This is a genomic window from Variovorax sp. 20P10.2.4 (assembly GCF_058244205.1).
Map to the genome: position 1 here is coordinate 1 of NZ_JBZAYE010000176.1, position 12,591 is coordinate 12,591.

Here is a 12,591-nt window from a genome sequence, read left to right on the forward strand (position 1 = left end):
GTGGTCGGTTCGAGCGGCATCGGCCGCAGCGCCAGCGCCACGTGCGGCTGGTCGGCCTGGATGCCCAGCGCCTGCGCCGCGTCGTCGAAGGCGCCGACCCAGGTCGGATCGAACACCGCCGCGGCGAGCCGGGCCTGCATCTGTGCCTTCCATCGCATCTCGCGCGTGTGCTCGGCCAGGTAGGCATCGCTCACCGTGCGGCTCAGCAGGTCGCTGTAGTACAGCAGGAAGGGCGAGACGCGGAACAGCACCTCGTCGCACAGCGCCGGATGGGGCCGCACGTGCGCGAGCAGCGCGTCCATGTAGACGCGCGTGCCGGTGCGGTAGGCCTGCAGCAGCGCCGACAGCGAGAGCGCCTGTGCATGGCGGCGCTGGCTGAAGCGGCCGATCCATTGCAGGTCGTCGTCGTGCGGCTTGTCGCGGATCAGCAGCGCGTCGTACCAGAGCTCCGCGTTGCGCAGGCCCACGCGGTAGACGTCATGCGCGAGCGCCTGGCCCAGCGCGCCGTATTCGGGAATGCTGCCGCGCAGCGTGTCGAGCATATGCGTCGAGAGGTTCGGGCTGTCGCGGCGCAGTTCGCGGACCAGTCCGCGCAGCCCGGGCGACAGCGGTTCCATCGCGGGCAGGCTCATGCGCTCGGGCGTGGGCGAGTTCTCCATGCGGGATTTGTCTCCATCTCTTCGTGCCGTGCCGCTCGTATGGCGGCTGGCCGACAGTGTCGGGCGGGGAGGAGAGGGGGCGCAAGAGTGCTTGCCAGAAGCACGACGGGCCGCGTTGCGCGGCCCGGGGTCAGGTGTTTGGAGCGGGTGAAGGGAATCGAACCCTCGTATGAAGCTTGGGAAGCTGCCGTTCTACCATTGAACTACACCCGCGTGGGGGCGGATTCTAGCGTGTGTCTGGAGGCCGCCGTGCGGCGGTCGTTGAGCATGGGATGGCTTCCATGACCACTCGACAGCTTCGAAGCGATCGGCAGGCTCTTGCGACGACAAAGTCCTGCACCGCATGCTTATCGTCCCACTTCAGCGAGGATGATCCGCTCCAAGGTACCTTTCGAATTACAGCCGACCGTTACGACGTTTCGGTCAAACTTTCGAGTCTCTTGATAGGTGGCATTCACGGTCACTTTCGGCGTTGCGCCGGATCTCGTGACGAACACATTGAAGTTCACTCGCTTCGATAGGACTTGGAAGAGGCCCGGATCACCGCAATCGGCCATGGTCTCATTGAACTGGGCCGTTTCCGCATACACAACACCGCTGTCTTTCGCGATGTTTTTGATCTGAATGTTCCGAGAGGCAAAGAAGCCGATCAAGCTCTCCCATACCTCGTCATAGCTCTTGTCGTACGTCCGCGAGTTCTGAAAAGAGTAGGAGCGTGGTGGACTGGCACAACCTGCCAAACCTAGTACGAGGACCGTCAGGGCGATAAATCTCATGGATCCCTTGTAGCAATACGCGTGGAAACTCATTGTTACATGAGATGACGACTTCTGACTACGGAAAACCCTAGTTCAAATCTAGAGCTGAGCCGCGATTCAACTTGCGGATCGTCTATAGCCGCAGTCGTTGGGGCTTGCGCCACTGCTGCTCGCAAGGAACGCCATCGTTGTTGCCGTTGATCTTCACGTCGGGACAATTCTTCAAAAATTCGTAGCTTCCGAGGAAGACTTATCCGAGAACATTGCTTGCAGCTATCGCAGGTGAAGTTGGCGGAGGTCGGACTAGCTATTACATCGAATCGTCGTCGAGTGAACGGATCGCCTCAGTGAGAGCATCTTGATCGGACTAGAAGTCATCTTCCCAGAAGAGGGAGGTGTTCAGAGAATTCATCACTTCGAGGACGCACTCCTTCAACGCGCCATCGTCAACGATGAGAGCGCCCCAGAACAGATCCTTGGCTGACTGCTCGACGATTAGCTTTTCCTTCGTTGTCGGAAGGAAAAGGCCGAAGTCAGTTCGATTCATCTGATGAGGCTTCGATTTCATCGCGCAGCCATAGAGCCAGCTTTGCTAATGATCGCCTTCTGAATTTTTAGAACGTGTGGATCGCTCATCAGAACGTGCGTACCGTTGATCTTGATTGGATAGCCGGCAGCCATGTTCGATAAACCTTCGAATGCCTTCTTGGTCTTGTGGATGGCGATCGATTCCGAACACCTGTAAGTCTTTGAGGAAAGTTCGATGTCGACAATGACGTCGTAGAGGGGAATGGCTTTCAAGGTCGCCATTGCGCATCGCGTCTAGCTTCAGGATTCTTCTAAAAAGACCGTCCAGACCTTGATAGCCGTCCGGCGAGTCAACAAGAGGTCGCAATAGCTCGCGTACCTCATATTGAGCTAACCATCCTGCTTCATGAAGCAGGATGCTTGGGTCGAAGGTCTGCCTTGGCGGCGTAGCTTTTGGCGTAGGTTTGGTGAGGCGGCAGCGCCTGCAGGTCGGAACGGGGCAGCAGTCACCCCGGGGCCGGGCCGCGCTTGCGGGCCTCGCCCTGCTGCTTGCGCCACTTCCACGGCGCAACCGCCGTTGGGTCCTTCCAAAGCCCCCGCCTGGCGTCGCGCACCACGTCCTGTGCCTTGTACAGCGGCGCATCCCCGAGTTCCGTGGCGCCGTCGTACACCCAGGCCCAGCCACCGGCGATCGTGTGCCGCGCGACGTCCTGGTCCCGGCACTCGACGTCCGGGACGATCTGGCCGTTGCGGTCCGTCGAGCGGCGGTAGACCTTCGCCATGTCGCGAAGGCAAAGCTCGCTCAGGGCCTGCCTCGCACGCTGCCAGAACGGCTGGTTTTTCTCGGGCGCGTCGATGGCGGCAATGCACACCTTGATTCGCTCGTGGCTGCCGGCGCCGCCGCATCGCGCGGTGAGGGTATCGCCGTCGCTGACGCCCACGACGAGGCAGGTGCGGGGCCCGGCATTGGCCAAGAGGGGCAGGGCGGCCAGGACGAGCGCGCGCAGCATCGCGCGACCTGGTGCTTGTCGACCGTCCGTCTTGATTGCGCTCGCAGTCATCTCCAAGCGCGCAGCGCGCCTCAGATCCCCAGCGTGCGCCGAAAATTGCGCAGCGGCGAAGTCAACTTCCAGCTCTTGGAAGAGACCATTTCGTTGATCTCGGCGCGGAGGGCATCGCGTTCGGCCACTGCACGGTCTCGATCGGACAAGGCCCTGTTGCGTTCCTCGGTCAAGCGATGGCATTCGGCCAGCGCGGCATTGCTTGCCTGTTCGGCGTCCTTCAGCCTCTCGTGGAGGCGCTTGAACTGCTCCTCGGACCGGGCATCCTGTTCAGCAAAGATGCGATCGTTCTTCTGCGCGATGGCAGGAATCAACGCCAGCCTCTGTGCCAGGTCTGCCTTGTCGAAGCCGCACACGAGGTCCGTGAACTTGTGGCTTTCGTAGACATGGGCGTAGAACGCTTTGGTGCTTTGCGAGTCGTCCGACAGGTCGGCGATCAGATCGGGGCCGATCGCGTAGGCAAAAGGAAAAATCTTCAGCAGCCTCTTGCGGAACTCCGGCAGGGCGATGCCACGCCAGAGATTCAGCGCGACATGGTTCATTTCCATGAACACGCGCGGACGAAACCTGGCCAATGCCTCGCCGGCACCCTCGAGAACGTCCAGTTCGAAGCCCTCGACATCGATCTTGAGCATGTCGATGCGGTCGAGGCCAAGCTGCGGCAAGGCATCGTCGAGGCGCAGGACCTGTGCCTTGGCCTCGCGGTGATGGTCGGCCTTGACGACGTAGTGATCGTCGGAAACGAAGAATCCCGAAAGATCGTCCGGATTGCCCTGCATCACGACCTCGCCCGGTTCCTTGCCGAGGGCGAAGTTGTGCGTCGAGACATGGCCGAGTGCGGCGAGCCGGATGTTCGCGCTCAGAAGTTCGTAGGTGGCGGGTACCGGCTCCACCGCGGCGACGCGTCCGGCAGGGCACATCTGCGCCAGGGCCAGGCTGGTGAAGCCGATGTTCGCGCCGATGTCGATGACGCGTGAATCCGGATCGATCAGTGCCTCCATGATCGCGACCGTATGGGGTTCAAAGCGGCTGCCGATCCGGGCGCCGTAGTCGATATCGGTCACCACGTCGTAGGTGTTCTGCCGAATCGTGATTTGCTTCGTTGTGGCGTTCATCGCGGTGAATGATTGAATCGAGAGGGAAGACTTGCGGTGCGTCTTCACTGGGCCTCGGCCTCGACGGCTCCATGCCTCTGACCGTCGAGATCGGGACAGTTTTCTTGGGGCTCCCTGGGCCGCCGATGGTGCCATACCCGATTGAAGATCCCGCTACGGCCTGATGAGCCCACCCACCACCCGCGCCCCCAACGACACCTCCCCCTCAAGGTTCCGCACCAGGCTCTCCCGATCCGCCTCGGTCCGCTGCTGGGAAAGAAAGCGCTTGCCGGTCAAGGCCTGGATCTCGATCTCGAAGCCCACGAGCCGCCGTGTCGTCTCGTTGAGGAATTCGGGCGATGCATCGTCCATCGACCAGGGCTGCGGCCGGCCCGCTTCCTGCGCCGCGGTCAACGCGGCAAGGTGGGTGCGCATCCAGTCGGCGTCGTCGATGAATCGCAGCCGCCCTTGCGCCTGCACCACCACGTAGTTCCAGCTCGGCGCATTGCGGCCGCTGCGCTGTCCGTTGACGTACCAGCGCGGGGAAATGTAGGCGTTGGGGCTTTGGAAGACGGCGGTGACTTCGGTCTCTTTCGGATCCTCCGCCCACAGCGAATGGCTTCGCGCCACGTGGCCCGACAGCAGGCCATGCCCGCCGCGGTCCGCGAGGTGCAGGGGCAGCAGGTTCGCGTCCATCTTGCCCGACCGGGCGACGATGACGGTGGCGAGCGGGTAGTCGCGCATGAGCCGGTGCAACTCCTCGCGCCCGGTCATGGCGAACAGCGGTTGGACGTGCATGCGCCGCGCTACTTCGCACCGCTGACCAGCGTCTGCACCGTCGCGCGCGAGATCGCGGCGATGTGCGCGTCAATCGCCGTCACCACCGGCTGGAACTCGGCCTTGCTCAACTGGTTGAAGTCCTTCGGTTCCGCGAAGTCCTTGAGCTGCCGCACGCGGCCCGCCTGCAGCGTCTTCAAGGGCTCGTAGGCCGAGAGCTCGATCGGCGGGGCGAGGGCGAAGACCTTGGCCTCCATCGCGGGCACGGCGGAATAGCGCGTCGAGCCGAACATGCTGCGGGTGAAGAGTCCCGAATTGGCCATGTAGCTCTCGGCGCAGGGACCGCCGCTGCATTCCATCCGCGTCAGGGTGCGCTTGCCCTCGACCACGACGACCGCCGCGATCTGTTCCTCCTTGAGCTTCTGCGTCGCCCAGGACTGGGCCGGGTTGGCGCGCCAGCCGTCGTTCTGCGAGACCGCGAGCGCGTTGACGGTGGTGGTGGCGTAGCTCGTGAGCCGCACGACCTGGAAGCCGGCGCGCTCGAGGTCGGCCGTGAAGACCTCGTAGGTGCGCGAGGTGGGGTTCCACGGAAACTGGTGGTTCGTCGCGAAGTTGGTGAAGACGGTGGTGCCCACGTGCATGTGCTGCGCGGGCGCCGGCATGTTGACGAGCAGGCCCACCTTCGCGCCCTTTGGCAGCTTGCCGGCATTGGGTGGAACGGGGGGCGCGGTGGTGCAGCCCACGAGCGCGGTGGCGAGCATGGCCAAAGCCAGAAGCCGTTTCAGCATCGGTTGTCTCCTCGTTTTCTTATGGGGGCGAATGCACGCTGGCGCGGGCACGGCCATTCTGCAAGTGCGTTGCGCGCGGCGGCAAGCCGCATCGGTCGCGGGCGGCACAATCGAAGGCTTTGCTACAGGAGATGGCGTGAGCCGACCGGAGATCTTTTCGCATGCGGCCCTCGCCGGCCCGCGCAAGTGGCGCTGGCTGTTGGCCATCACGATGGTCGTCGTGCTCGTGCTGAGCCTGCTGCCCCAGAACGTGCCGATGCCGAGTACCGGCTGGGACAAGTCCAACCACCTGCTGGCTTTCGCGACGCTCGGCGGGCTCGGCTGCTGGTCGTGGCCGGGGCGGCTGCGCTTCGTGCTGCCCGCGCTGCTGGCCTATGGCGGATTGATCGAGGTGCTGCAGTCCTTCACGCCCGATCGCTCGGCGGAGTTCGAGGACCTGCTGGCGGACGCGATCGGGCTGCTGATCGGCGCGGCCGTCGCCGCCTTCCTGGCGAGTCGGCAGCGGCGGCGCGCCTGAGGCCGGGCGGGCCGCGGATCGAAGGCCCCAAAAAAACACCCGCCGAAGCGGGTGAGGTGAGCATGTAGCTCAGGGGGAGGGAGGATTCGAGCGAAGTTTCCGATGAAAACAAAAGTTCAACGTCGGTACTTTCCCTGCCTTCATGCCGCGTGGGCGACAGCGGCGATCCGGCGCGGATCCGGCCGCGATTCCGTGAACGATTTCCTCGTGTCTACGCCCGCGTGGCGCATGAGACTACAGACCGCCGCCGCCCATCGGCGAAGGATGGCTCCATCGCATCACATCCGAAAGGAGCATCCATGATGTTCGACTTCCTTCGTTCGAGCCCGACCGCCTACCTGAAGCGCGCAGCCACGCTGCTCGAGGAAGCGCAGATGGCGCGCATCGAGCACCAGGCCGCCGCCGAGCACCACAGCGCGCTGGCGCGCATGTACGCCGAGCGGGTGCGCCGCCTCGAGAGCGAGCTCTATCGGCCGCAGCAGCCCGTCGGCGCGGACACGCCCAAGGTGTCCGAGGAGCGTCCGCAGCCGCAGCTCTACTCGCTCGATGCCAGCCGGCGTGCCGGCGCGACCTCGGCGAGCTGACACTGCCCGCAGACGACAGAACGGCCGCTGATGCGGCCGTTTTTCTTGGGGGCGGGAGCGTCTTCAGTTGCGCGCCGCGGCCGCCGCGTTCGCGGCCTCGATGGTGCGCCGGCGCAGCGGCGCCAGCACCAGCTTGGCCGCGATGCCCGAGCCGATCGACACCACCGCGACCAGCAGGAACACGCGATCCCAGTTGCCGCCCGCGGCCAGCACGGTGCCCAGCGGCACGAACAGCGAGGCGGTGCCCTTGGCCGTGTACATGGTGCCGGCGTTGCCGGCGGCGTTCTTGATGCCGAAGGTGTCGGCCACCAGCGCCGGGAAGATCGAGTAGATCTCGCCCCAGAACAGGAACACCAGCGCCGCGAAGGTCATGAAGGCCACCGGCTCGTGGCCGTACTGGCGCAGCCCCAGCAGGGCCAGGCCCTCGCCGATGAAGACGATCAGCATGGTGTTCTCGCGGCCGATCTTGTCCGACACGAAGCCGCACAGCGGCCGCGTGAAGCCGTTGGCGAGGTTGTCGATGGCCAGCGTCATGGTCAGCAGCGGCATCGACAGGCCGAGGAAGTGCATCGGCAGCTTGTCGATGTGGTAGTCCTTGGCGATCGGGCCGATCTCGGCCGTGGCCATCAGGCCGCCCGCGGCCACCAGCACGAACAGCAGGTAGGTGAGCCAGAAGACGGGTGTCTTCACCATGCCGGCCGGTGTGTAGTCGACCTTGGTCATCACCAGGCGGGTCTGCGCCACCACGCCCTTGGGCACGAAGGGCTTCACCATGAACATCGCCATCACGAAGATGCAGGCGCCCTGCAGGATGCCGAAGTACAGGAAGGTGTGCTCGTAGCCCGAGGTCTGGATCATGTTGGCGATCGGGATCACGGTGAGCGCCGCGCCGGCACCGAAGCCGGCGGCCGTGAGGCCCGCGGCCAGGCCGCGGCGGTCGGGGAACCACTTGAGCGCGTTGCCCACGCAGGTGCCGTAGACGCAGCCGGCGCCGATGCCCGACACCACGGCCGCGACGTAGAGCATCGGCAGGCTGTCGGCGTAGGCGTTGATGATCCAGCCGCAGGCCGCGAGGATCGCGCCGCCGGCGATCACCGGCCGCGGGCCGAAGCGATCGACCAGCCAGCCTTCGATCGGCACCAGCCAGGTCTCGACCACGACGAAGACCGAGAACGCGATCTGGATCGCGGCCAGCCCCCAGTGGTGCTTGGCCTCCATCGGCGCGACGAACAGGGTCCAGCCGTACTGGACGTTGGCGATCATCGCCATGCAGACGATGCCCAGCGAGAGCTGGATCCAGCGCGTCGCGGGATTGCGGGTGTTGGGGGTGGATGCCGAGGCGGAGCGCGGCGCGCTGCTGCTCTCGACGGCGATGGGCGAGGGAGTGGTCATGACGAACCTGTCCTTTGTCTCTGGGCGAGTCTGTAGTTATGGAAGGTGCTCGGAGCCTTCGCGTGGAGGGCTTCCGAAACGGTTTCCACTGTCGGAGCGTTCGCCTCAAAAACTCTTGACGTGCGTCAATTTCATGCCGATGGCGGCATGCTCGTTCTCCCTTATTCGCTGTCGTGAATGGATCGCCGCGCGCGCATGCATGCGCTTGGCTTCAGCGCAGGAACACGTGCTGCATGAACTGCTGGATCGGGTACTGCACCACCGTCTGCACGCGCGCGGGCAGCTCGAGCGGACGCATCAGCATCTTGAGCGTGGCGCCCGGGCTCAGGTGGGTGCGGATGGTGCGGTTCATGGTGGCGCCGAGGCCGCGCACGTAGGCGGCATCGTCGGCGCGCTCGGGCGAGCGCGCGCGCACCACGTGGCGGATCGCGCAGTCGGCGTCCTCGCTCTTGAGCTCCAGCGTGCGCCGGCCGATGGTGCCGAGCACGCGGAAGCGGCCCAGCCGCTCCTGCTCGCGGTAGCGGCGGAAGAAGCGGTAGAAGTGCTTGTAGTGGTTGACCTCGTCGGTCGCGATGCGCGTCGCGAGGTCGTGCAGCACGGGCTCGTCGGTGCTGCGCGCCATGGCCTTGTAGTAGGTGGCGGTGCCGGTCTCGACCACGCAGCGCGCGCTCATCTCGAGGCCGCGCGTGGGCGCCAGCAGCTCGACCTTGCAGTAGGTGGCGTACTCCTCGAGGAAGCCGCGGTAGGCCTGCTCCCAGGGAAACTCGGGCCAGACGTACTCGACGTAGGCGCGCAGCGCCTTGCCATGCTGCAGCTCCTCCTGTTCCCACTGGGTGCTGAGCCAGGCGGTGACTTCCTCATCGCCACGAAAGAAATCGACCAGGTTGTGGGTGTAGAGGTCCGATCCGCTTTCGATGAAGGAGGCGGCGGCCACCAGGTAGAAGAGGTTCTCGTCGGAGCGCACCCTGTCGAGCGCGATGCGCGAGAAGTCGAGGTCTTCGATCGTCCAGTGCGCTTCCACCTCGTGGCTTGCCATGCGTGTTCCTTGATTCATGTCCAGATGAATAGGAGGAGCCCGGCCGGTTTTGGTTCTCGTCGGTCGCCGGATTCGCGTCAGGGCGCATATTAGCCCCGTGTCCGGGAGCGTGCAGGGCGGGCCGCGCCGGGGGCGCCTGGGTCGATACGGGGGATTGCATCCGGCCGGGCCGCCCGGCGGGCGCCAAACCTATAATCGATTGTTCAAGCAAATCAAGCAGTTAGGCCGGTTCGCCGCAGTGGGTTCGACATGAGGGTCGCCATCGCCGCGCCGCCCTCGACAGAAGACGAATCCAAAGATGAGCCAGCCCACATTCACTGTCGCGGACATCCGCAAGACCTTTCTCGATTTCTTCGCCTCCAAGGGGCACACGGTGGTGGCCTCGAGCCCGCTGGTGCCGGGCAACGACCCGACGCTGATGTTCACCAACTCGGGCATGGTGCAGTTCAAGGACGTGTTCCTCGGCGAAGACAAGCGCCCCTACGTGCGCGCCGCCTCGGTCCAGGCCTGCCTGCGCGCCGGCGGCAAGCACAACGACCTCGAGAACGTGGGCTACACCGCGCGCCACCACACCTTCTTCGAGATGCTGGGCAACTGGAGCTTCGGCGACTACTTCAAGCGCGAATCGCTGCACTGGGGCTGGGAGCTGCTCACGCAGGTCTTCAAGCTGCCGCCCGAGCGCCTGCTGGCCACCGTCTACCACGAGGACGACGAGGCCTTCGACATCTGGACCAAGGAGATCGGCCTGCCGCCCGAGCGCGTGATCCGCATCGGCGACAACAAGGGCGGCAAGTACAAGTCCGACAACTTCTGGATGATGGCCGACACCGGCCCCTGCGGCCCGTGCTCCGAGATCTTCTACGACCACGGCCCGCACATCCCCGGCGGCCCCCCGGGCAGCCCCGAGGAAGACGGCGACCGCTTCATCGAGATCTGGAACCACGTGTTCATGCAGTTCGACATGCAGCCCGACGGCAGCGTCGTCAAGCTGCCCGCGCCCTGCGTCGACACCGGCATGGGCCTCGAACGCCTGGCGGCGATCCTGCAGCACGTGCACAGCAATTACGAGATCGACATCTTCGACGCGCTGATCAAGGCCGCCGCGCGCGAGACCGGCGAGAAGGACCTCGCGAACAACTCGCTCAAGGTGATCGCCGACCACATCCGCGCCACCGCCTTCCTGGTGGCCGATGGCGTGATCCCCTCGAACGAAGGCCGCGGCTACGTGCAGCGGCGCATCATCCGCCGCGCGATCCGCCATGGCTATAAGCTGGGGCAGAAGAAGCCGTTCTTCCACAAGCTGGTGCCCGACCTCGTGAAGTTGATGGGCGAGGCGTACCCCAAGCTGGTGGTTGACGAAGCCAAGATCGCAGAGACATTGAAGGCCGAGGAGGAGGGATTCTTCCGAACCATTGCCAACGGCATGGCGATCTTGGAGGGTGAACTGCACCAAGGTGTGACGACGCTTTCAGGCGAGTTGGCTTTCACCTTGCATGACACCTTCGGCTTCCCGTTGGATTTGACTCAGGACGTCTGTCGCGAGCGCAACGTGTCCGTGGATGAAGCGGGCTTCTGGGAAGAGATGGAGAAGCAGAGGAAGAAGTCGCGTGAAGGCGGAGACTGGGTACAAGAGCGCAAGGTTGAGTACACCGGTGCTGGCAATGTCTTTACTGGCTACGAACATCTGGAAGAAAGCGCGAAGGTCCTCGCCTTGTACTTCGAAGGCTCCTCCGTCCAGGAACTCAAGGAAGGCCAACCCGGCATCGTGGTGCTCGACACCACTCCGTTCTACGCCGAGAGCGGCGGTCAGATTGGTGACCAGGGCTTCATCTCGGCCGAAGGCGTGCAATTTGGTGTCAAAGACACGCTCAAGATCAAGGCCGACGTCTACGGCCACCACGGCACGCAGACCCAGGGCACGCTCAAGGTCGGCGACAGCGTCAAGGCCGCGGTCGACGGCGCGCGCCGTGCCGCCACCATGCGCAACCACTCGGTCACCCACCTGATGCACAAGGCACTGCGCGAAGTGCTCGGCGGCCACGTGCAGCAGAAGGGCTCGCTGGTCGATGCCGACAAGACGCGCTTCGACTTCGCGCACAACGCATCGGTCACGCGCGAGCAGATCCTCGAGATCGAGCAGCGCGTGAATGCCGAGATCCTCGCCAACGCGGCCACGCAGGCGCGCGTGATGGACATGGAATCGGCCCAGAAGACCGGCGCGACGATGCTGTTCGGCGAGAAGTACGGCGAGACCGTGCGCGTGCTCGACATCGGCTCGAGCCGCGAACTCTGCGGCGGCACGCACGTGACGCGCACCGGCGACATCGGCCTGTTCAAGATCGTGAGCGAAGGCGGCGTGGCCGCCGGCGTGCGCCGCGTCGAGGCCATCACCGGCGCCAATGCGCTGGCCTACCTGCAGGACCTCGAATCCACCGTGCACAGCGCGGCCGCCACGCTCAAGGCGCCGGCCGCCGAACTGCAGGGCCGCCTCGGCCAGGTGCTCGAGCAGATCCGCGCGCTCGAGCGCGAGGTCGGCTCGCTCAAGGGCAAGCTCGCTTCCTCCAAGGGCGACGAGCTGCTGGCGCAGGCCATCGAGGTCAAGGGCGTGAAGGTGCTGGCCGCCAAGCTCGACGGCGCCGATGCCAAGACGCTGCGCGACACCATGGACAAGCTCAAGGACAAGCTCAAGAGCGCCGCCATCGTGCTGGCCGCGGTCGACGGTGCCAAGGTGCAGATCGCGGCCGGCGTCACGGCCGACGCGATGGGCAAGGTCAAGGCCGGCGAGCTGGTCAACTTCGTGGCCCAGCAGGTGGGCGGCAAGGGCGGCGGCAAGCCCGACCTGGCGATGGCCGGCGGCACCGATGCCGCGGCGCTGCCCGCGGCGCTGCAGTCGGTGCAGGCCTGGGTGAGCGAACGCCTCTGATTCCGGCGCCCTCGCGATGAACGACACGGTGCCCGGCGAAGTCCTCGTGATGGGTGCGGGCACCATCGGCTGCTTCGTCGGCGGCAGCCTCGCGGCGGCCGGCGTGCCGGTCACCTTCGTCGGTCGTCCGCGCGTCCTGCAGGCGCTGGCCGCGCAGGGTCTGGCCCTGACCGATCTCGAGGGCCGCAGCCACCGATTGCCGGCCGCCGGCCTGCACCTGATCGACCGCGTCCCCAGCGGCATCAAGCCCGCGCTGGTGCTGCTCAGCGTCAAGAGCGGCGCCACCGCCGAGGCGGCGGCCGAGCTGGCCTTCGCGCTGCCCGCGGGCACGCTGGTGGTCTCGCTGCAGAACGGCGTGTCGAATGCGGCGGTCGCGTCCGAGGCCGGTCCCACGCTCAACGTGGTGCCGGCGATGGTGCCCTACAACGTCGCCGAGCTCGGCCCCGGTGCCTTCCACCGCGGCACGCCGGGCCG

14 protein-coding genes and 1 tRNA gene are annotated in these 12,591 nt (G+C 65.2%); 4 read left to right on the plus strand and 11 right to left on the minus strand.

Going from position 1 to position 12,591, the window contains the following annotated elements:
* The 9 genes from AC27VN_RS17920 to AC27VN_RS17960 form a co-directional block, all read right to left on the minus strand.
* Positions 1–659, minus strand: a 659-nt coding sequence (locus AC27VN_RS17920) for an RsbRD N-terminal domain-containing protein (RefSeq protein ID WP_490877381.1), incomplete at its 3' end; no start/stop codon positions are given.
* Positions 660–798: 139 nt separating this feature from the next.
* Positions 799–872: transfer RNA gene (locus AC27VN_RS17925), tRNA-Gly, on the minus strand.
* Between the two features lie 134 nt (positions 873–1,006).
* Positions 1,007–1,435 (minus strand): hypothetical protein, encoded by a 429-nt coding sequence (locus AC27VN_RS17930; protein WP_208511947.1) that lies wholly within the window; start codon positions 1,433–1,435, stop codon positions 1,007–1,009.
* A gap of 349 nt (positions 1,436–1,784) precedes the next feature.
* Positions 1,785–1,964, minus strand: a complete 180-nt coding sequence (locus AC27VN_RS17935; RefSeq protein ID WP_490877382.1) for a hypothetical protein — start codon at positions 1,962–1,964, stop codon at positions 1,785–1,787.
* 17 nt (positions 1,965–1,981) lie between these two features.
* On the minus strand, positions 1,982–2,218 hold the full coding sequence (locus AC27VN_RS17940; RefSeq protein WP_490877383.1) for a hypothetical protein: 237 nt from the start codon (positions 2,216–2,218) through the stop codon (positions 1,982–1,984).
* A gap of 233 nt (positions 2,219–2,451) precedes the next feature.
* Positions 2,452–2,955: a thermonuclease family protein gene (locus AC27VN_RS17945; protein ID WP_490877384.1), complete on the minus strand. Its 504-nt coding sequence runs from the start codon at positions 2,953–2,955 to the stop codon at positions 2,452–2,454.
* 71 nt (positions 2,956–3,026) lie between these two features.
* Positions 3,027–4,169: an FkbM family methyltransferase gene (locus tag AC27VN_RS17950; RefSeq protein ID WP_490877385.1), complete on the minus strand. Its 1,143-nt coding sequence runs from the start codon at positions 4,167–4,169 to the stop codon at positions 3,027–3,029.
* Between the two features lie 105 nt (positions 4,170–4,274).
* Positions 4,275–4,898: an FMN-binding negative transcriptional regulator gene (locus AC27VN_RS17955; RefSeq protein ID WP_490877386.1), complete on the minus strand. Its 624-nt coding sequence runs from the start codon at positions 4,896–4,898 to the stop codon at positions 4,275–4,277.
* 8 nt (positions 4,899–4,906) lie between these two features.
* On the minus strand, positions 4,907–5,665 hold the full coding sequence (locus AC27VN_RS17960) for a hypothetical protein (protein ID WP_490877387.1): 759 nt from the start codon (positions 5,663–5,665) through the stop codon (positions 4,907–4,909).
* 136 nt (positions 5,666–5,801) lie between these two features.
* Between AC27VN_RS17960 and AC27VN_RS17965 the strand changes: the two genes are divergently transcribed.
* Positions 5,802–6,182: a VanZ family protein gene (locus AC27VN_RS17965; protein ID WP_490877388.1), complete on the plus strand. Its 381-nt coding sequence runs from the start codon at positions 5,802–5,804 to the stop codon at positions 6,180–6,182.
* Between the two features lie 299 nt (positions 6,183–6,481).
* The gene (locus tag AC27VN_RS17970; RefSeq protein ID WP_490877389.1) at positions 6,482–6,766 is read left to right on the plus strand and encodes a hypothetical protein; all 285 of its coding nucleotides are present in this window, start codon (positions 6,482–6,484) and stop codon (positions 6,764–6,766) included.
* Positions 6,767–6,829: 63 nt separating this feature from the next.
* Here AC27VN_RS17970 and oxlT read toward each other — a convergent pair whose 3' ends face one another.
* The gene (oxlT, locus tag AC27VN_RS17975) at positions 6,830–8,158 is read right to left on the minus strand and encodes an oxalate/formate MFS antiporter (protein WP_093344576.1); all 1,329 of its coding nucleotides are present in this window, start codon (positions 8,156–8,158) and stop codon (positions 6,830–6,832) included.
* A gap of 211 nt (positions 8,159–8,369) precedes the next feature.
* The gene (locus AC27VN_RS17980) at positions 8,370–9,194 is read right to left on the minus strand and encodes a ferritin-like domain-containing protein (protein ID WP_093344573.1); all 825 of its coding nucleotides are present in this window, start codon (positions 9,192–9,194) and stop codon (positions 8,370–8,372) included.
* A 298-nt stretch (positions 9,195–9,492) separates the two neighbouring features.
* On the opposite strand from AC27VN_RS17980, the gene alaS reads away from it, so the two are divergent.
* Positions 9,493–12,117, plus strand: coding sequence for an alanine--tRNA ligase (gene alaS, locus AC27VN_RS17985; RefSeq protein ID WP_490877390.1), 2,625 nt, complete (start codon positions 9,493–9,495; stop codon positions 12,115–12,117).
* Positions 12,118–12,133: 16 nt separating this feature from the next.
* A partial coding sequence (locus tag AC27VN_RS17990; protein WP_490877391.1) for a 2-dehydropantoate 2-reductase N-terminal domain-containing protein occupies positions 12,134–12,591 on the plus strand: 458 nt, incomplete at its 3' end.